Consider the following 19697-nt stretch of genomic DNA (forward strand, 5'->3'; position numbering starts at 1 on the left):
CGCACCGCCCTTCACGATGATGCGGGAGAGACCGGGACCGTCCGTCAGAGACGGCCCGGCGCCGACGGAGCAACCGCCCCGGAAACTCTCAGGCACCAGAACCGTGTCGTCGGGGCAATCTGGAGAGCGGTGCAGCGGTCGATCCGCCTGCACCCGCCGAAGGGGACGTCCGTGCTCACCCGCCTCGCCAGGGCGGCGCCGGATCAAGCTCTCAGGCAACCGGGACAGATGGGGCGCAACCGACCGGCTTCACACTAGGCCGGTTCTCTGCGTCCAGATGTTCCGGAGTTCCAAACCCATGACCCATGTCGCCGTGATCGGCGCCGGCATCACCGGCGTGACGACAGCCTATGCCCTGGTTCAGCGCGGCTATCGCGTCACCGTCTTCGACCGGCAGCGCTACGCCGCGATGGAGACCTCCTTCGCCAACGGAGGCCAGCTCTCGGCCTGCAACGCCGAAGTGTGGAACAAGGTCTCCACGGTGATCCAGGGCCTGCGCTGGATGACCCGGCGCGACGCGCCGCTGCTGATGAATCCCACCCCCTCCTGGCACAAGCTGTCGTGGATGGCCGAATTCGTCCGCGAGATCGCCCATTACCGGGCCAACACCGTCGAGACGGTGCGGCTCGCGATCAAGGCGCGGGAGGCCCTGTTCGCCATGGCCCGCGACGAGGGAATCGATTTCGACCTCAAGACGCGCGGAATCCTGCATTTCTACCGGGACGAGGCAGCCTTCCGGAAGGCGGAGGGCGTCAATGCCCTGTTGCAGCAGGGCGGCCTGGAGCGCCACGCCGTCACGCCGGAGGAGATCCGCACCATCGAGCCGACGCTGGCAGGCGACTATTTCGGCGGCTTCTTCACCCCCTCCGACGCCACCGGCGACATCCACAAGTTCACCCGCGGCCTCGCGGCGGCCTGCGCCCGCAAGGGCGTGCGCTTCGTCCATGACGCGACCGTCGAGGCGATCGAGCCGGGTGGGAAGGGGGGCCACGTCGTCTCCTGGCACGAGGGCGCGCGAGGCGAAAAGCGTGACGAGGCCGTGGACGCGGTGGTGATCTGCGCAGGCACGGCGAGCCGCCATTTCGCGGCCATGCTCGGCGACCGGGTGAACGTCTATCCGGTGAAGGGCTACTCGATCACCGTGAACCTCTACACGCCGGAGGCCCAGGCCGCCGCGCCGCAGGTCAGCATCCTCGACGAGGCGACGAAGATCGTCACCAGCCGCCTCGGGGACGACCGGTTCCGTGTGGCGGGCACCGCCGAGTTCAACGGCTTCAACCGCGACATCCGCCACGACCGGATCCAACCCCTGATCGATTGGACGCGAGAGCAGTTCCCCGGCGTCGCCACCGATCGCGTCATCGCCTGGAGCGGCCTGCGGCCCATGCTGCCCAGCATGCTGCCCAAGGTCGGACGGGGACGCCGGGCGGGGGTGTTCTACAATACCGGCCACGGCCATCTCGGTTGGACCCTGTCCGGGGCGACGGCCGAACTCATCGCGCAGGCCGTGGCGGCCGAGCACGAGGCTGTCGCTACCGGCTACGCCCTGGCGGCTTGAGAGCCGCCGCTTTGGCCATCGCCCCAACGGGGGCGGTGCGCCGCGCAGAAATTCTGTATTATGAGTTCAAAGCGCATCGCCGCCGAGGCCTGACAATGACGCTGCCCGCCTATCTCGATCCCATCGACGAGACGACCTATCCGATCGACACGCCCCGCTGGCGTTCGGAGGCCGGACGCCCGCTGATGATCACCGACCTGCCGGGCATCGGGCGGGACGGGATCGCCACCGGCACGCGATCTCTGTGGCGCTATGCCAAGGCGCTGCCGGTGGCGGTGACCGATCCCATCACCTTGGGCGAGGGCTGTACCCCGCTGGTGCGGCGCCCCTGGAACGGCGGCCACGCGCATTTCAAGCTCGAATGGTTCGCCCCGTCGGGCTCCTTCAAGGATCGCGGCGCCTCGGTGATGCTCTCGATCCTGCGGCAGCAGGGGATCGAGGCCGTGTTGGAGGATTCGTCCGGCAACGGCGGCGCGGCGGTGGCGACCTATGCGGCGGCCGCCGGGATGCGCGCCAAGATCCTCGTGCCCGCTTCGACCTCCCCGGCCAAGACCGTGCAGATGCGCGCGGCAGGCGCCGAGATCGAACTCATCCCCGGCACGCGGCAGGCCACCGCCGAGGCGGCCGAGGCTCAGGCAGAATCGATCTTCTACGCCAGCCATAACTGGCAGGCACACTTCCTCCAGGGCACCAAGACGCTGGCCTACGAGCTGTGGGAGGATCTCGGCTTCCGCGCACCGGACTCGGTCATCATTCCCTGCGGCGCGGGCAGCAACATCCTCGGCTGCGATATCGGCTTCCGCGAACTGCTGCGCCGCGGCGAGATCGACCGCCTGCCCCGCCTCTACGCGGTCCAACCCGCCCATTGCGCGCCGCTCCATGCGGGCTTCGCGGCGGGCGCGGAGGAGGCCCTGCCCATCGAGCCGCGCCCGACCCTGGCCGAGGGTGCGTCCATCGCCAAGCCCGTGCGCGGACGTGAGGTTCTGGCAGCGCTTCGCCGCTCCGGCGGCGGCACCGTCGCCGTGTCGGAGGCGGCGATCGAGGCCGCCCTGCACACGCTCGCCCGCTCCGGCCTCTATGTCGAGCCGACCTGCGCCATGGCGGCGGCGGCGCTGACCGACCTGACCGGACGCGACGCAATCCGCGCCGATGAGACGAATGTCGTGGTGCTCACCGGCACCGGCATCAAGGCCACGCCCCGCATCGCCGAGCTCATCGGCGTCGCTTCCTGAGAGAGTGGGAGAAACCCCATGGCCAACACGATTCCCGCCGCTGTCGGCATGCCGGTCGAAGAGGTCGATACCCCCTGTCTCGTGGTCGATCTCGATGCTTTCGAGCGGAACGTCGAGAAGCTCGGCCGCTACATGAAGGAGCACGGGCTGCGTCACCGGGCCCATGCCAAGACGCACAAATCCTCCGACATCGCGATGATCCAGATGGAGCGCGGTGGCGCCTGCGGCGTCTGCTGCCAGAAGGTGAGCGAGGCCGAGGCGCTGGTGAGCGCGGGCATCCGCGACGTACTCGTGTCGAACCAAGTGGTTGCGCCCAAGAAGATCGAGCGGCTGGCCGCACTCGCCACCCGCGCCCGGGTGCTGGTCTGCGTGGACGATATTGGCAACGTCGATGACCTCTCGGCGGCGGCCGTGAAGTATGGCGTGACCCTCGAATGCCTCGTGGAGATCGATGTCGGGGCGGGCCGCTGCGGCGTCGCGCCGGGTGAGCCGGCCGTGGCGATCGCGCGGCGCATCGCCGACCGGCCGGGCCTCACGTTCGCCGGGCTCCAGGCCTATCAAGGCAAGGCGCAGCACGTCCGTGAGCACGGCGAGCGGCGGACGCTGATCCAGCAGGCCATCGACGACACGAAGCGCACCGTCGATCTACTCAAAGCCGAGGGCTTGGCTTGCGATATCGTCGCGGGCGCGGGCACGGGCAGCTTCGAAATGGAAGGGGCGAGCGGTGTCTACAACGAGCTGCAATGCGGCTCCTACGTCTTCATGGACGCTGACTACCAGCGTGTCCGCGACGCGGGCGACAAGCCGATTTCCGCGTTCGAGAACAGCTTGTTCATCCTCACCTCGGTGATGAGCAAGGCGAAGAAGGAGGTCGCGATCTGCGACGCGGGCCTCAAGGCGCAGAGCGTCGATAGCGGCATGCCGGTGGTGTTCGGCCGCAGTGACGTCGAGTACCTGAAGGCCTCCGACGAGCACGGCGTGATCGCCGATCCCGGCAACGTGCTCCGCCTCAACGACCGGCTGCGCCTGATCCCAGGCCATTGCGATCCGACCGTGAACGTCCACGACTGGCTGGTGGGCGTGCGGAACGGCCGCGTCGAGGCTCTGTGGCCCGTGACGGCCCGTGGGGCGTGCCTCTAAACGCCAGGGCCGGGTCTCGCCCTGTTTTCCCCAGGGCGAGACCCGCCGATCCTCATCGGCGGGACCCGCTAGCAGGCCCCTGGCGACCTGCTGGCGAGCGGGGAGGGGGGGCGCACCTCGGCCGAGAGGATCACGGTGTTCGACCCCTCCGGCATCGCCCTGCAGGATCTCTCCATCGCGCGGACGATCCTCGCCAAGGCCGACGCAGCGCGCTAGTCAGCGCTCCGACATGAGCGAGCACGTCAGAACCCTCCGCGTCGTCGGCATCGGTACGGGCGATCCCGAGCACCTGACGTTGCAGGCGGTGCGGGCGCTGTCCGACGTGGCCGCCGTGTTCGTCCTCGACAAGCGGGCCGAGACCGCCGATCTCGTGGCGATCCGCAAGCGGATCTGCGCGGCGCATATCGCCCGCCCCTACCGACTCGTGCGCGTGGACGACCCGCCCCGCGAGCGGAACCCGACCGATTACGGCGCGACCGTCGAGGCGTGGCACGCCGCCCGCGCCGAGCGGCTGGAAGCAGCCTTCGCGGAGTTGGGGGAAGGGGAGGTCGGCGCCCTCCTCGTCTGGGGTGATCCCGCCCTCTACGACAGCACGCTACGCATCCTGGAGCGGATCGCGGCGCGGGGTCGAATACCCCTCGCCTGCGAGGTCATCCCCGGCATTTCGAGCGTTCAGGTGCTCTGCGCCCGCCACGCCGTGCCCCTGAACGCCATCGGCGGGGCGATCTGCATCACCACCGGCCGACGCCTCGCTTCGGGATGGCCGGAGGGCGCGGAGAGCGTCGTCGTGATGCTCGACGGAGATCCGAGCTTCGCCGGGCTCGACCCGGACCTGACCATCCATTGGGGCGCCTATCTCGGCAGCGCGGACGAGATCCTCGTCGCCGGGCGGCTCGGCAGCGTCGCTGAGGAGATCCGCCGGTTGCGGGCGGAGGCGCGGGCGCGGCACGGATGGATCATGGATATTTACCTGCTGTCGCAGGCTTCGCGGGGTTCCGCCTTGCGCCCGCAGAAGGGCTCGTCCTTCGGGAGCCCCTGATGCTGCGCTTACGGGACTATCAGCGGGCGAGTCTGGATGCGCTCGAGCATGCCTGGACGCGGGGAGGGGAGGCGGGTCACCTCGTCGTCCTGCCGACCGGGGCAGGCAAGTCGCTCGTGATCGCGGCGCTGGCCCGCGAGACCTTGGAGCGGGAGCCCCTCACCCGTGTCGCGATCGTCACCCATAGTCGCGAACTCGTCGCGCAGAACCTCGCGGAGTTGAAGCGCCATTGGCCCGAAGCGCCCGCCGGCGTCTTTTCCGCCGGGCTCGGGCGGCGCGAGGCGGACGCACAGGTGCTGGTCTGCTCGATCCAGTCCGTGGCGGACCGGCTCGACGCCATCGGCCCGCGCGACCTCGTCGTGGTGGACGAGGCGCATCTCATCCCCCGCTCGGCCGAGACCCGCTACGGCCGCTTTCTCGCAGGCCTCGCCGCCCTCACCCCGTCGATGCGCGTCGTGGGCTTCACAGCGACGCCCTACCGGCTCGATTCCGGGCGGCTCGACGAGGGGGCGGGGCGGCTGTTCACCGGCATCGCCTACGAGGCCGATACCGGCGACCTGATCCGCCGGGGCTATCTCGCCCCGCTGGTGTCCAAGGCGACGCTGACGCAACTCGACGTGACCGGGGTCGGCCGTCGCGGAGGCGACTACATCCCCGGCGAGCTGGAAGCCGCCGTGAATCGCGACTGGATCACCCGCGCGGCGGTGGCCGAGATGGCGGAATACGGCACAAAGCGCCGCTCCTGGCTCGCCTTCTGTGCCGGACTCGCCCATGCCGCCGCCGTGCGCGATGCCGTGCGCGCGGAGGGCTATTCCTGCGAGACCGTGGATGGCGGTACGCCGAAGCGCGAGCGCGACCGGATCGTCGCGGAGTTCCGGGCGGGCCGGATCCGCTGCCTCACATCGGTCGGCGTGCTCGGCACCGGCTTCAACGCGCCGGAGGTCGACCTCGTGGCGCTGTTGCGACCGACCCGGAGCACCGGTCTCTACGTCCAACAGGTCGGTCGAGCCTTGCGCCGGGCGCCCGGCAAGGACGACGCGCTGATCCTCGATTATGCCGGGCTGGTGCGGATGCACGGCCCGGTCGATTCCGTCACCGTCCGCACCGCAGAGGCGGTACGCGGCGGGGCAGGGGGCCTGCGTGCCAAGCCCTGCCCCGGATGCGGCGCGCTCATCGCCCTCAACGCCTCGACCTGCGAGGCCTGCTGGACCGAGCCGGAGGCCGAGCGCGAGCCGGGGCACGACCCGGCCGCCGAGGATGAGTTGGCGATCCTCTCGGACTCCGCCCTCGCCCCGGCGCCGCGCGCGGACGGAGCATGGCATCCCGTGACGGAATGGAGCCTCGAAGCGGTGCCGGGTGGGCTCGACGTGGTGCTGGCCTGGGCCGACGGCTCTTGGCGGGTGCGGCTGCGGCCGGAGGGGCGCGGCTACGAGCGCGAGAAAGCCGTGTTGTGGTGGCGCGGCCTCGGCGGCGGCCGGGACGCGCCCGCGGACGCGGCGGGCTTCCTGGCTGGCGTCGACGCCCTGACCGGCCCGGCGGAGATCCGCTTGTCCGACAAAGCCCTGTCCCGTGAATTGTCCTGCCGCGCCGCCGACGGCCGCATCCTCGCCGACGTGCACCGGCTCGCCGAACGCGCCGCCTGAGGGCAGGGGGCTCCCACAGCCCTCACCCGCACGGAAAGTCCGGCCTTGTCGTGAGCGTCAGTGGGGCAATTCAGCAATCCGCAACCTCGAGCAGGTATGGTTAACACTATTAACCATACCCCTCCCCGCAGCCCCGCCACACCATTTAAGTTCCATAATATATCTTATGCGAACTCTGGATCGGTACCTGTGGGCTATCCCAACCGGGCTTGAAGCCTCGCGAAAAGGTCTCGTAGCGACAACGGCTTGGGCGGCGTCGGCCAGTGTGGTGCCCGCCCCTGCTCCGGGATCGGTCCGCGCACGAAGCGGGCTCCCGCCGACCAGAAATGGTCGCGGCGGCTGCCGACCATGGCGAGACCGACCGGCTCGCGCTCGGCATGGGTGAGGTGGCCCGAGGCCCAGACCTTCTGCCAGCAACTGCGCCGGGTCAGATCGGCATTGAGCCCCGACATCCGGGCATAGCCCGCAGCGGCCTGAATCCGCGTGCCGGAGAACGCCTCGGGGATCCAGATCCAGGCGGCGAAGGTGTAGATCGCCTGCGGATCGAACGCAGCCCGGTCGACCATCCGCGTGAAGCCGTGGAAGCCGGGCTCCCGGCGGCGGCCCGCATGGCGGCGCAGGCCGCCGGGCAGGAGCATCGCGGGTTCGAAGGCGCCCTCGCCTAGCTCCGTGGCGGGCGCGCCCCGCACCAGCGACCAAGCGGAATCCACGAGATGCATCCAGGGCTCGAGATCGGTCTCCCAGGCCGTATCGAGGGGCGCGAAGCGGCGCACCCTCCCCTCGATCAGACGGTCCCCGGCCCGCCGCACCGGCTCCGGCCGCCAGTCGGGACCCGCTTCCGTCACGCGCAGCAGCGTCGAGGGACCATGCGCCCACACGGCCTCGGCAAGCCGGTCGAAATCCGCTTGCGGCTCATCCTGTGCGACCTTGCGGACGAAGATGTGCGAGCCGGTCGCCAACTCATCGAGCATCTTGCGCTTGAGATGGGCGAGGCGGCCGTACTCCCGGTCGAGCAAGGTCTCCGGGGTGATGCTGTCGGGCGTTTGCCCGGTATTGGCCCAGATGTTGTAGGCCCGGCTGTGGCAGTAGAAGGTGCCGCCCTGGCTCACCGAAAGGTGCAGGTCACCCGGAGCGCCGAGATCCTCGAAGCCGCAACGCAGACCGCGGATCAGGTCCTCCATCGGCGTGTAGGCGAAGCGCAGCAGGCCGGAGGGCTCCACGCCGCCGTAACGCTGGACGAAGCCGAACTCGCAATTGTCGCCGAGGCTGCGGAAGCCATGGAGCCGCTCCGCAAGGGAGGCGGCCGCGCCGGACTCCGTTCCGCTTCCCAGCTCTCGCTCGGTTATGGCGTCCATCGAGCCCTTGTGCCGCCGGGCGCCGTCAGCGCACCGCGATCCTCACCGTGGATTCGTAGCCTGTCCCGTCGGGATTGATGACGAGGATGCGGAACGAATCCACCCCCTCGTACCCCTCCGCCCCCTGGTAGACCATCTTTTGGCCGGACACCTTCCGCGTGTTGCACTCTGCGAGCGGCGAGGAGGTCACGAAGCTGGTGAAGGATTGTGCCGTCTCGATCGTCACCTTTCCATGGTGCGGCTGCGACAGCACGCGGATCACCACCGGCCCCTGCGGCGTGCAATCGGGAAAGAGCGAGGCGTAGAAGGCGATCGTCCGCGCTTCGCCGCACGGGACGATCCGTTCCAGATCGTAGACCGGGGAGGCGGCGGGCAGCGCTCCGACGGAAGGATCGGCACCAAGGGTCGTGGCGAGGGCGGCGGCGAGCCGGATCATCATACGGGCCATCTTCCAGGGACGGGGAGGTCCATGGGATAGGCGGCGCCCGCCGGAGGCACCAGCGTTTCACGGTGCGAAGGCCCCTCCCCGGCCGATTTTGCGACATCAACCGATGCCTTAAGTTGTGCCATCAAATAGCAATTCTGCCAGTGGTTTAATTCGCCAACCTCGCTCATCGCATGAGGACGGACTAGCCGCGAATCAACCGATTCCCTTCTCCAACGGCACGGCGAGGTGGAACTGGGCACCATGCTCCTTCGGCGGGAGGGTGAGGGTGCCGCCGAGTTGGCGGACGAGGCTCGCGATGACGCGGGTGCCGAGGCTCTTCGAGCTGCGGCCGATCTCGAACCCCTCAGGCAGGCCGATCCCATCATCGGCCACCTCGACGACGAGCGTCGCGTTCTTGCGCTCGGCCCGCACCCGGATCTCGCCGCCGGAGGGGAAGCGGGCGAGGGGGTAGGCGTATTTCAGGGCGTTCGTGACGAGCTCGTTGATGAGCAGCCCGATGGGGATGGCAAGGTCGGCCGAGAGCTTCTGGGGATCGGCGGCACAGGTCAGGCGGTGGGTGGGGGCGCCGCTCGCGAGGTTCAGCACGAGCTTGTCGAGGAAGGGCGCAAGGTCGATCTCGCCGGGGACCGCCTCCCCTGCCCCGTCCTTCTCCGCGAGGTCGCCCTGGCGCCAGAGCTGATCGTGGACGGTGGCGATGGCCTCGACCCGGCTGCGGGCATCCTGAAGGGCCGCGAGCACGGCGGGCTCGCCCTCGGCCGAGCGCGCCTGGAGGGTCAGGAGGCTCGCGACGATGGCGAGACTGTTCTTCACCCGGTGGCTCATCTCACGGGCGAGAAGGTCCTGCCGGGCGAGGGAGGCGCGCAGCAATTCCTCCGTGCGATGCCGTTCGATGGCGCTGCCGAGCAGGTTGGCGAAGCCCTGCATGAAGGCGATATCCGCCTCATCGAACTTGCCCTCGCGGCTGTCATCGACCTCCAGCACGCCGAAGGCCCCGTCCCGGTTCTCGATCAGCACGTTGATCGCCCGGCGGATACCGTGATCGGCCATCAATTGCGGGGTGCGGAAGCGTGTTTCGTCCGCAAGATGGTTCGAGATGACCGGCCGCCCGGTCTTCAGGGCGAAGCCGGCCGGCGAGGCGAGGTCCGCGCCGACCGTCGCATGGCCGATCACCTCCGGCTTCCAGCCCACCCCTGCCCGCACGAGCAGCGTATCCTCGCCGCGCAGGTATTCGAGCGCCTTGCAATACTCGGCGCGCATCCCCTCCGCGCAGAGTTCGGTCGCCCGCTGCAGCAGCAGGTTGAAATCCTTGCCCCGCAGCGCCTCGACGCCGAACTCGGACAGGATGACCTGCTGGCGCAGTCGCGCCTCGAAATCGGCGGGGCTGCGGGGCGCGACCGAAGCGTCCTCGGTGGCTTCCTCGATACGTGGCTCATCGGGACGGGCAGGCATGGTAACGGATCGGTTACACCAGGACGTTGCGGGGCGATATCGTGGATCGGCGGCGGAATCATGGGCTGCGCGGCGTTTCGTCCTAGCCGGGACCCCGAACGGGGCCGGGACGTTGCGCGCACATCACTGACGAGACCCCAGGGACCGCGCACATGGCCGATGTGAAGGGCTTATCCGACCACGCTCTCTCGATCCTGGCCTTTGCAGCCTATCACCGGCTGGTCAGCGGCGAGCGCGTGACCTCGATAGTGCGCAAGGACGGCAACGGCCATGAGGCCGATCCGAAGGGCGTCGAGGAATTGACCGAGCGCGGTCTCGCCGAGGCGGGCGAGACGGAGATCAACCTCGGTAAGGACGTCCAGGAAGCCGTCGAGGTGATGGTGGAGGCGCTGCGCGGGGCCGTGCGCTGAGAAACGTGAGCGGGTGCGAGAACCCCGGCGCGTTCTGTGAGATTGCGCACATTTCTCGGACAAGTGGGCTCGTCGCTCCAACCCGCTCATCTACTTGTAACCGTTCCAGCCTACACCTGCCGGAACCCCACCATGACGATACCCATCAGGCTTACCCTGAACGGGAAGCTGCATGACATCGATCTCGATGATCCGCGCATCACGCTTCTCGATCTGCTGCGGGAGCGGCTCGGCCTGACCGGCGCCAAGAAGGGCTGTGACCGTGGACAGTGCGGCGCCTGCACCGTTCTCGTAGACGGGCGCCGGATCAATTCCTGCGTCCAACTCGCCGTCAGCCTCGACGGAGCCGAGGTGCTGACCATTGAGGGTCTGTCCGAGGGCGACGCCCTCCACCCGGTCCAGGCCGCGTTCATCGCCCATGACGGATTCCAGTGCGGCTTCTGTACGCCGGGGCAGATCATGAGCGCGGTCGGCCTGATCCGCGAGGGCAAAGCCGGGACCGATCCCGAGCGCATCCGCGAGGGCATGAGCGGCAACATCTGCCGCTGCGGCGCCTATGCGGGCATCCTGGAGGCCGTGAAGGACGCGAGCGGCCGCATGGAGCATCGGGAGGACGCCGCGTGATCCGCTTCGATTATACCCGCGCCTCGTCCGTCGCCGAGGCGATCGGTGCCGCGCGCCAACCCGGCGCCGCCTTCCTGGCGGCCGGGACCAACCTCGTCGATCTCATGAAGGGCGGTGTCACGACGCCCGAGCGGGTCATCGACATCACCCGTCTCCCCGGCCTGTCGGGGATCGAGAAGCAGGCGGGCGGCTCGGTGCGCATCGGCGCGCTCGCCCGCAATAGCGACGTGGCCGATGATTCCTTCATCGCCAAGGCCTACCCGATGGTGGCCGAAGCCCTCCTTGCGGGCGCCTCGGCGCAGCTGCGCAATGCAGCGACCGTCGGCGGCAACCTGATGCAGCGGACCCGCTGCCAGTACTTCACCGACGCGGTCTCCCCCTGCAACAAGCGGCAGCCGGGCTCGGGCTGCGCGGCCCTCGGCCACGCGACCCGGATCCATGCGGTCCAAGGGTGGAGCGAGCACTGCATCGCCACCCACCCATCGGACTTCTGCGTCCCGCTAGCCGCGCTCGATGCCTCGGTCGAGATCGAGGGGCAGGGGGGCAAACGCTCCGTGCCGCTCACCGAGTTCCATCTCCTGCCCGGCGATCATCCCGAGCGGGAGACGGTGCTGGAGCCGGGCGAACTCATCACCGCCCTCACCCTCCCCGCCGAGGCGGCGCAGTTCGCCGGTCACGCCCGCTACCTCAAGGTCCGGGATCGTACTTCCTACGCCTTCGCCGTCGTCTCGGCCGCCGCCGCGATGACGCTCGATGGCGGCATGATCGGGCAGGCCCGCCTCGCCTTCGGTGGCCTTGCTCTGAAGCCCTGGCGGGTGAAGGAGGCCGAGGCCGTACTCGCCGGTCAAGCACCCTCCCCCGAGGCTTTCGCGCAAGCCGCACGCGTGGCGCTGGACGGAGCCAAGCCCACGGGCGAGGCCAACGCCTTCAAGATCGAGCTCGCCCGCCGCGTGGCGGTGCGCGCCCTCACCCTGGCGGCAGCGGGCACGCCCGCGCGCATCCCCGCGCTCCCCGCCTCCCCCTTCGGCATCGTCTGAGGATCGTCTCATGACCTCGACCAGCGAACCGGTCCGTCACGGATCGAGCATCGGCCAGCCCCTTACCCGCCGGGACGGCCCGTTGAAGGTGAAGGGCCAAGCGCGCTTCGCCGCCGACAACCTTCCGCCCGGCACGCTCCACGCGGCCCTCTGTGTGGCGAAGATCGCCCGCGGCCGGGTGAAGAGCCTGGATGTTGCGGCGGCGGAAGCCCATCCCGGCGTCGTCAAGGTGATGACGCCGGAGAATGCGCCGAAGCTCGCGAAGGACCCTGACGTGAAGGACGTTCCCTTCACCTTCAAGATCGACGTCCTGCAGAACGACAAGGTCCGCTACGCCAACCAGCCGATCGCGGTGGTGATCGCGGAGACGCTCGAAGCCGCGACCGAGGGCGCGCGGCTGCTGGCTCCGACCTACGAGGAGGAGGCCCCGCGCATCGGCCTCGATGCGGGTGAGGTGTTCACGCCGCCCTCCGTGGGTGTCGGCGCCCCGGCCGAGCAGATCGACGGTGACGTCGAGGCGGGTCTCGCTTCGGCGGCCAAGACCTTCACCGGCACCTACGAGACGCCGGCCCAGTATCACAACGCCATGGAGCCGCACGCGGCGGTGGCGAGTTGGGATGGCGACAAGCTGAACCTGTTCATGCCGACGCAAGGGCTCGCCATCGCGCAGGGGCGGCTCGGCGCCCTCTTCGGTATCAAGCCCACCGACATCCACATCGAGAGCCCCTATCTCGGCGGTGGCTTCGGCTCGAAAGGTGTTCCGGCAGGTCCGCAGGTCCTTGCCTGCATGGCGGCCAAGCTCGTCGGCAAGCCGGTGAAGCTCGTGCCAACCCGCTCGCAGATGTACGGGCCGATGGGCCATCGCGGCCCGACCCGGCAGACACTGCGCCTGGGCGCCGACGAGGCCGGCAAGCTGACGGCGCTCGATCACCACATCCTCACCGCCTCATCGAGCTTCGACGACTTCTTCGAACCGGCGGGCCGGGTGACGACCACCCTCTACGCCAGCAAGGCGACCGCGATCCGCCACGAGGCGGTGCGCCTCGACACCGGCACGCCGCTGTTCATGCGCGCACCGGGCGAGGCTTCGGGCAGCGTCGCGATCGAGAGCGCGCTCGATGAACTCGCCTTCGACCTGAACATGGACCCGCTGGAGTTCCGGCTCGCCAACTATGCCGAGGTCGAGCCCTTCACCGGCAAACCCTTCTCCTCCAAGGCCCTGCGAGACTGCTATGCCCGCGGCGCCCAGGCCTTCGGCTGGGCCGGTCGCCCGCTGAAGCCGCGCCAGACGCGGGACAAGGACGGGTTCCTCGTCGGCACGGGCGTCGGTACAGCGACCTTCCCAGCTCTGATCTTCGAGGGCATGGCCCGCGCGGAGATCCGGGCTGACGGTTCGGGCACGGTGGAGATCGGCGCCCTCGACATGGGCCAGGGCGCCTGGACGGCCCTCGCCCAGATCGCGGCCGACGGGCTCGGCCTCGACATGGAGACCCTGACCTTCCGCATGGGCTCGTCCGACCTGCCGAATGCGGGCATCGCGGGCGGTTCCGGCCACACGGCTACGGCGGGCAACGCGATTCACGCGGCGGCCAAGGATGTGATCGACCAGTTGACGGCGCTCGCGGTCAACGACCAAGCCTCGCCGCTGTTCGGTGCGGGCAATGCGGGCGTCACTGCCGCCAACGGCCGCCTGACCCGCCGCGACGATACTAGCCGTAGCGAGTCCTTCGCCGACATCCTCAACCGGGCGGGCCAATCGAAGATCGAGGGCAAGGGCAAGGCAGGCGCCGACCCGGCCGCGCAGAACTCCTACGCGATGCACGCCCACGGGGCGGTCTTCGCGGAGGTGAAGGTCGATCCCGATCTCGGGCAGGTCCGCGTGAGCCGTCTTGTCGGCGCCTTCGCGGCGGGGCGGATCATCAACCCGCACCTCGTGCGCAGCCAGTATTACGGCGGCATGATCTGGGGCATTTCCTTCGCGCTCCACGAGCGGGCGGAAATGGACCCTCGCACCGGCAGATTCCTCAACGACAACCTGGCCGAGTACCACGTGCCCGTGAACGCCGACATTCCGCCCATGGAGGCGATCCTCATCCCCGAGGAGGATTCGGTGGTGAACGCGCTGGGCGTGAAGGGTGTGGGCGAGATCGGCATCACCGGCACGGCAGGCGCCATCGCCAACGCCGTATGGCACGCCACCGGCGTACGGGTGCGCGACATCCCGATCACGCTGGATAAGCTGCTGGGGTGAGGGGCTTCCCCCTCCTCCCGTCATCGCGCACGCAGCGAAGCGATCCAGGGAAACGCCGTAGCCCGGGGCGTTCCGTTTCCCTGGATCCTTCGCATGGCTCGCAAAGTCGGCGAAGGGCCTGCTAGAACCCCTCCCCGCCCTGTGGCGAGCCGAGGATTCCCATGCCCCTCACCAGCGATATCAGCGGCGTCGTGCCGATCGCGCCGACGCCGTTCCATCCGGATGGGCGGATCGATGAGGCGTCCCTCGACCGCATGGTCGACTTCTTCGAGGGCGCGGGCGTCGACGGTCTGACGATCCTCGGCCAACTCGGCGAGGCGGGCAAACTCGACCATGCCGAAGGCACGGCGATCGCCAAGCGGGTGATCGGCCGGACGAGGCTTCCGGTCATCGTCGGCGTCACGGCGCCGGGCTTCGCGGCCATGCGGTCGCTGGCCCACGAAGTCATGGCCATGGGTGCTGGCGGCGTGATGGTCGCCCCGCCGAACACGCTCCGCACAGACGACCAGATCGTCACCTATTTTCGCAATGCGGCCGAGGCGTTAGGGCCGGATGTTCCCTTCGTGCTTCAGGATTATCCGCTGACCTTCTCGGTGGTGATGTCACCAGCCGTGATCCGCCGGATCGTGACCGAGAATCCGTCCTGCGTGATGCTCAAGCACGAGGATTGGCCGGGGCTCGAGAAGATCACCACCCTGCGCGGTTTCGAGGCGGACGGGTCGATGCGGCGCATCGCGATCCTCGTCGGCAATGGCGGCCTGTTCCTCGATTTCGAGGCGGAGCGCGGCGTCGATGGTGCCAATACCGGCTACGCCTTCCCGGAGATGCTGGTGGATGTGGTGCGCCTGACCAAGGCGGGCCGCCGGGACGAGGCGCATGACCTGTTCGACGCCCACCTGCCCTATCTGCGCTACGAGCAGCAGCAGGGGCCGCTGGGACTCGCCGTACGGAAATACGTGTTCATGCGGCGGGGGATCTTCACCTCCGACGCGCAGCGCAAGCCGTCCCAGGCGCTGAGCCCTCAGGCGCGGGAGGAAGTCGAGTACCTGCTCGCCCGCCTCGCCCGGACGGACGGTCGGGCCAAGCTGCCGGGTTAGCCATTCAGCTGGTCAGGTGCCGGCCTTGGCATCCTTGCGTGGCACGGCAGTATCGCCGTCGCGCAGCGAGGCCGAGGGGCCGACCACGACCTGCTCGCCGCCGGTCAGGCCACTCCGCAATTCGACGCCGGAATCGCCCTGGCGGAAGATCGTCACCGGGCGCATCCGCACCACGAAGGCGTCCTGGCTTGCGGGTTCCAGCACGGCCACCCGGGTACCGTTCTGGTCGAAGATCAGCGCGTCGCCGGGCACGCTCACCACGGGCGCGGGGCGGGGGATCGCGAGTGTCACGGTGATGTAGAGGCCGGGCTGCAGGGCGTGGTCCGGATTCGGGATATCGACCTGCGTTGCCAGGATACGCGAGGCGTAGAGCAGTGACGAGGAGGAGCGCGAGACCGTGCCGGGAAACACCCTCCCCGGCATCTGCGCGACCTCGATTCGAGCGGGAAGCCCATCGCGCACGCCGTCGGCGGCGTAGAGCGGCACGTTGACCGCCATGCGCAGCGTGTCATCCCGGACAAGGGTGGCGAGCGGCGTGCCGGAATTGGTATCGGCCGTCACGGCGTCGCCGATATCCATGTTGCGCGCCGTGACCACCCCGTCGAACGGGGCGCGAATGTCCTCGAAGCCGGTCAGAACCTTCAGCCGCGCGACCTGCGCCTCCTGCGCGGTGATGTTGGCCTCAGCGACCTTCACCGCTGCCTTCGCCGCGGCGAGGTTCGCGCCCTGCGTCAGCACCCCCGCGCGGGCCGTGTCGGCGTTCTGCGCCGTGGCGGCGCCGCTGCCCGCGAGCGTCGAGGTCCGCTTGTTGGTGACGTCGGCGAGGTGGCGGTTCGCCTCGGCCTGATCGACCATCGCCTTGGCCTGGGCGAGGGCGGCCTGAAGCTGCACCACCTGCGATTGGGCCTGCGCCAATTGCTGGTCGAGATCGGGAGCGCTGATGCGGAACAGCAGGTCGCCCGTCTTCACCCGCGAACCGATATCGATCCGTCGCTCGGCGATATAGCCGGTGGCGCGCGGGTAGAGGCTCGCGGTGTCGAAGGCTTGGGCGGTGCCGGTCTGCGTCAGGTCGAGGGTGTCCCCTGCCCGCTTGGCGATGGCGACCCGGACGGTAACGGGCCCGCGCCGCGCCGCCTCGGAGGGCACGGCGGCGCGAGACGGCTCGGACCACGTCCGGTAGCCGACAAATCCTGCCCCCGCGAGGGCGATCAGGACGAGCCACGTCGTGCCGCGCATCGTGCTCCGTCCGGCTGCCTCCGCGTCCGCCATCGATTCCGCCGGTCCGAGCCCAAGAGGTCAATCTAGGGCAGGCGTGTTTCCGACCGGTGTCCGCGACGATTTTCCGCTCGTGCGAACAAAGCCGGATGCCCGGCCGTTTCCGGGTCCTCTCTCGGGCGCGGCGCGCCCTCGCAGCATGACACGGATCTCCCTATGACGGACTTGTCCCGACGTGGCCTGATCGCCGCTGCGGCTGGCACCGCGTTCGCGGCGTCACCCGCCGCCTCACAGGCGCCCTCCCCCGCCGCTCCCCTGCCGGAGCGCGGCGGCAAGGGGGCCGACGTGCTGGGGCCGAAGAACCTCGCGCGCGACGCGCAGGACCCCTGGACGCTGGCGCCGCCCGCCACCGACCACGGCACCATGCCGAACCTGAAATGGTCCTTCGCCGACAGTCACATGCGGCTGGAGGACGGGGGCTGGGCGCGACAGACGACGATCCGCGAATTGCCGGTCTCGAAGGCAATGGCCGGCGTGAACATGCGCCTGAAGGCCAATGCGGTGCGGGAAATGCACTGGCACAAGGAAGCCGAGTGGGCCTACATGATCAAGGGACGCGCCCGGATCACCGCCGTTGATCAGGAGGGACGCACCTTCGCCGACGACGTGGGTGAGGGCGACCTGTGGTACTTCCCCTCCGGCATCCCGCACTCGATCCAGGGCCTCGCAGGGCCGGAGGATGGCTGCGAGTTCCTCCTCGTCTTCGACGATGGCGGTTTCTCGGAGGACTCGACCTTCCTGATCACCGATTGGCTGGCGCACACCCCACGCGACGTGCTCGCCAAGAATTTCGGCCTGCCCGAAGCTGCCTTCGCAAACATTCCCGAGAAGGAACTCTACATCTTCCCCGGGCCGAAGCCCGGCCCTCTCGCCGATGACAAGCTCGGCGGCGCAGGCCCCATCCCGACCTCGTTCAGCCACAGGATGCTCGCGCAGGAGCCGGTCCGCACGCGGGGCGGCACGGTGCGCATCACCGACTCCAGCAACTTCCCGGCCTCGACCACCATCGCGGCGGCGCTGGTGGAGATCGAGCCCGGCGGGATGCGGGAACTGCATTGGCATCCGAACGGCGACGAGTGGCAATACTACCTGTCGGGTCAGGGCCGGATGACGGTGTTCGGCTCGGAATCGAAGGCGCGCACCTTCGATTACCGCGCGGGCGATGTGGGCTACGTGCCCTTCGCCATGGGCCATTACATCGAGAACACGGGGCGCGAGCCTCTGACCTTCCTCGAGATGTTCAAGAGCCCGCGCTACGCCGACATCTCACTCGCCCAATGGATGGCGCTCACCCCGCATGCCCTGGTCCAGGCTCATACGAAGCTCGATCGTGCGCAGATCGACGGCCTGTCCTCGCGTAAGAATCCCGTCGTGCCCGGATGACGCGCCCTGGAACCGGGTGCGGGGCACGCGAGTCGGTTGTAGGATCATCACCACGCCACGGTCTCGTCGGGAGGCTCCCATGCGCACCCGTTTCGTCCTCGGTACCGTCCTGTGTTTCGGCCTCCCGGCCGGGCCTGCCCTCGCGCAGGTCCAGCCCGGCAACCCGAATGCGGCGAACAACTCCTTCGCCTTGCAGAGTCAATTCCGCAGCATGAACCAGCAGCGGACCTCCGAGTTCAACACCCTGTCCATGCAGGTGCAGCGCAACGTCCAGTTCAGCCCGCCCGCCGTGGTCGATCCCGGCCTCTACGCGCCGCTCGGGCGGCGCGGCCACCGGGCGGTGGGGCGGCGACACGGGCTCAACACCAGCATCTGCACCGGGTGTTGATCTAGATCAGTCCGGGCGGGGGACGGGACAAGTCTAGAAAGGCCCTTCCCTCGCGGGCGCGATCGGTTCAGAACCGAGTGCGATGATGGCTCGCACATGAAAATTCTCCTGATCGGCTCCGGTGGCCGCGAGCATGCGCTCGCATGGCGCCTCTCGCAGAGTCCCCTCTGCGCGGACCTCTACACTGCCCCCGGCAACCCGGGCACGGCCCGTCACGGCACCAACCTGCCCGACCTCAAGGTCTCCGACCATGCGGCGGTCGCGGCGTTCTGCCGGGCCGAGCGGATCGGCCTCGTGGTGATCGGGCCGGAGGCGCCCCTCGTCGCAGGCCTCGTGGACGACCTGACGGAGGCGGGGATCCGCGCCTTCGGGCCGACCCGCGACGCCGCGCGTCTCGAAGGCTCGAAGGGCTTCACCAAGGATCTTTGCGCTGAATACGGCATCCCCACTGCCGCATTCGCCCGCTTCACGGGCCTCGACGACGCGCTGGCCTATGTCCGCGAGAAGGGCGTACCCATCGTCGTGAAGGCGGACGGGCTCGCAGCCGGCAAGGGCGTGACCGTGGCCGAAAGCCTCGATCAGGCCGAGGACGCGCTCAACGCCCTCTTCGCCGAGCCCGGCGCGGAGGTCGTGGTGGAGGAGTGTCTGTTCGGTGAGGAGGCGAGCTTCTTCGCCCTGTGCGACGGCACCCGCGCCATTTCGATCGGCACCGCCCAGGACCACAAACGCGTCTTCGACGGAGATCGCGGCCCGAACACCGGCGGCATGGGCGCCTACGCCCCGGCCACGGTGGTGACGCCCGAGATCGAAGCGCGGGTGATGGCCGAAATCATCAACCCGACGCTCGCGGGCATGCGCGCCAAGGGATGCCCCTTCACCGGCATCCTCTATGCCGGGCTGATGCTGACGGACGATGGCCCGAAGCTCATCGAGTACAACACCCGCTTCGGCGATCCCGAGGCGCAGGTGCTGATGCCGCGCCTCGCCTCGGACCTCGTGCCCGCCCTGCTCTCGGCCTGCGACGGCGACCTGACGGGCGTGACGCTCGAATCCGATCCCTGCCGCACGGCCCTGACCGTGGTGATGGCGGCGGCGGGCTATCCCGGCGCCGTGGTGCGCGGCTCGGTGATCCGGGGCATCGAGGCGGCCGAAAGCGAGGGCGTCCACGTCTTTCAGGCGGGGACCCGCGCCGAGGGCGACAAGATCCTCGCCGATGGCGGGCGCGTGCTCGCGGTGACGGCGCTGGGCGACAGCGTCACCGAGGCTCAGGCCCGCGCCTACGCGGCCGTGGCCCGGATCGACTGGCCCGAAGGCTTCTGCCGACGGGATATCGGCTATCGCGCGATCGCCCGGGAAGCCTCATAGAGT

Annotated in this window: 18 protein-coding genes and 2 riboswitches; of the genes, 14 read left to right on the forward strand and 4 right to left on the reverse strand. The window is 69.1% G+C overall.

Annotated elements, in window-relative coordinates:
• The first annotated feature begins 12 nt into the window (after nt 1–12).
• Nucleotides 13–114: riboswitch (glycine riboswitch) on the forward strand.
• Between the two features lies 1 nt (nt 115).
• Nucleotides 116–232: riboswitch (glycine riboswitch) on the forward strand.
• A gap of 66 nt (nt 233–298) precedes the next feature.
• From J4O73_RS18460 to J4O73_RS18485, 6 genes are all read left to right on the forward strand, one after another.
• Nucleotides 299–1558 carry a D-amino acid dehydrogenase gene (locus J4O73_RS18460; RefSeq protein ID WP_426219675.1) on the forward strand — a complete coding sequence of 420 codons (1260 nt, stop codon included), beginning with the start codon at nt 299–301 and terminating at the stop codon, nt 1556–1558.
• A 95-nt stretch (nt 1559–1653) separates the two neighbouring features.
• Nucleotides 1654–2790: a pyridoxal-phosphate dependent enzyme gene (locus J4O73_RS18465; protein ID WP_426219677.1), complete on the forward strand. Its 1137-nt coding sequence runs from the start codon at nt 1654–1656 to the stop codon at nt 2788–2790.
• 18 nt (nt 2791–2808) lie between these two features.
• Nucleotides 2809–3930, forward strand: coding sequence for a DSD1 family PLP-dependent enzyme (locus J4O73_RS18470; protein WP_426219678.1), 1122 nt, complete (start codon nt 2809–2811; stop codon nt 3928–3930).
• A gap of 90 nt (nt 3931–4020) precedes the next feature.
• Complete coding sequence (locus tag J4O73_RS18475; RefSeq protein WP_426219824.1) at nt 4021–4146, forward strand: hypothetical protein; 126 nt, start codon at nt 4021–4023, stop codon at nt 4144–4146.
• 13 nt (nt 4147–4159) lie between these two features.
• Nucleotides 4160–4969 (forward strand): precorrin-6A synthase (deacetylating), encoded by an 810-nt coding sequence (cobF, locus tag J4O73_RS18480; RefSeq protein WP_426219680.1) that lies wholly within the window; start codon nt 4160–4162, stop codon nt 4967–4969.
• A complete protein-coding gene (locus J4O73_RS18485) occupies nt 4969–6612 on the forward strand; it encodes a DEAD/DEAH box helicase (RefSeq protein WP_426219682.1) in 1644 nt (547 codons plus the stop codon). Before cobF ends, J4O73_RS18485 begins: the two co-directional genes overlap by 1 nt.
• 194 nt (nt 6613–6806) lie before the next feature.
• Here J4O73_RS18485 and J4O73_RS18490 read toward each other — a convergent pair whose 3' ends face one another.
• The 3 genes from J4O73_RS18490 to J4O73_RS18500 form a co-directional block, all read right to left on the reverse strand.
• Nucleotides 6807–7967: a hypothetical protein gene (locus J4O73_RS18490; RefSeq protein ID WP_426219684.1), complete on the reverse strand. Its 1161-nt coding sequence runs from the start codon at nt 7965–7967 to the stop codon at nt 6807–6809.
• Nucleotides 7968–7992: 25 nt separating this feature from the next.
• A complete protein-coding gene (locus tag J4O73_RS18495; protein WP_426219685.1) occupies nt 7993–8406 on the reverse strand; it encodes a hypothetical protein in 414 nt (137 codons plus the stop codon).
• Between the two features lie 201 nt (nt 8407–8607).
• On the reverse strand, nt 8608–9864 hold the full coding sequence (locus J4O73_RS18500; RefSeq protein WP_426219687.1) for a sensor histidine kinase: 1257 nt from the start codon (nt 9862–9864) through the stop codon (nt 8608–8610).
• A 152-nt stretch (nt 9865–10016) separates the two neighbouring features.
• Between J4O73_RS18500 and J4O73_RS18505 the strand changes: the two genes are divergently transcribed.
• The 5 genes from J4O73_RS18505 to J4O73_RS18525 all read left to right on the forward strand — a co-directional run bounded on the left by J4O73_RS18505 (nt 10017) and on the right by J4O73_RS18525 (nt 15283).
• Nucleotides 10017–10274, forward strand: a complete 258-nt coding sequence (locus J4O73_RS18505; RefSeq protein WP_426219689.1) for a hypothetical protein — start codon at nt 10017–10019, stop codon at nt 10272–10274.
• Between the two features lie 132 nt (nt 10275–10406).
• A complete protein-coding gene (locus J4O73_RS18510; RefSeq protein ID WP_426219691.1) occupies nt 10407–10898 on the forward strand; it encodes a (2Fe-2S)-binding protein in 492 nt (163 codons plus the stop codon).
• Complete coding sequence (locus tag J4O73_RS18515) at nt 10895–11935, forward strand: FAD binding domain-containing protein (RefSeq protein ID WP_426219693.1); 1041 nt, start codon at nt 10895–10897, stop codon at nt 11933–11935. The genes J4O73_RS18510 and J4O73_RS18515 overlap by 4 nt, the downstream gene beginning before the upstream one ends.
• Before the next feature lie 10 nt (nt 11936–11945).
• Nucleotides 11946–14186, forward strand: coding sequence for a xanthine dehydrogenase family protein molybdopterin-binding subunit (locus J4O73_RS18520; protein WP_426219695.1), 2241 nt, complete (start codon nt 11946–11948; stop codon nt 14184–14186).
• Nucleotides 14187–14347: 161 nt separating this feature from the next.
• Complete coding sequence (locus J4O73_RS18525; protein WP_426219697.1) at nt 14348–15283, forward strand: dihydrodipicolinate synthase family protein; 936 nt, start codon at nt 14348–14350, stop codon at nt 15281–15283.
• Between the two features lie 12 nt (nt 15284–15295).
• Here the strand turns inward: J4O73_RS18525 and J4O73_RS18530 are convergent, their stop codons facing one another.
• Nucleotides 15296–16552, reverse strand: a complete 1257-nt coding sequence (locus J4O73_RS18530; RefSeq protein ID WP_426219699.1) for an efflux RND transporter periplasmic adaptor subunit — start codon at nt 16550–16552, stop codon at nt 15296–15298.
• A gap of 162 nt (nt 16553–16714) precedes the next feature.
• Between J4O73_RS18530 and J4O73_RS18535 the strand changes: the two genes are divergently transcribed.
• From J4O73_RS18535 to purD, 3 genes are all read left to right on the forward strand, one after another.
• Nucleotides 16715–17941, forward strand: coding sequence for an oxalate decarboxylase family bicupin (locus tag J4O73_RS18535; RefSeq protein ID WP_426219700.1), 1227 nt, complete (start codon nt 16715–16717; stop codon nt 17939–17941).
• A gap of 79 nt (nt 17942–18020) precedes the next feature.
• Complete coding sequence (locus J4O73_RS18540; RefSeq protein ID WP_426219702.1) at nt 18021–18329, forward strand: hypothetical protein; 309 nt, start codon at nt 18021–18023, stop codon at nt 18327–18329.
• Nucleotides 18330–18425: 96 nt separating this feature from the next.
• Nucleotides 18426–19694 carry a phosphoribosylamine--glycine ligase gene (gene purD, locus J4O73_RS18545; RefSeq protein ID WP_426219704.1) on the forward strand — a complete coding sequence of 423 codons (1269 nt, stop codon included), beginning with the start codon at nt 18426–18428 and terminating at the stop codon, nt 19692–19694.
• The last annotated feature ends 3 nt before the right edge of the window (nt 19695–19697 follow it).

Source organism: Methylobacterium sp. NFXW15 (assembly GCF_049887755.1).
GTDB lineage: Bacteria > Pseudomonadota > Alphaproteobacteria > Rhizobiales > Beijerinckiaceae > Methylobacterium.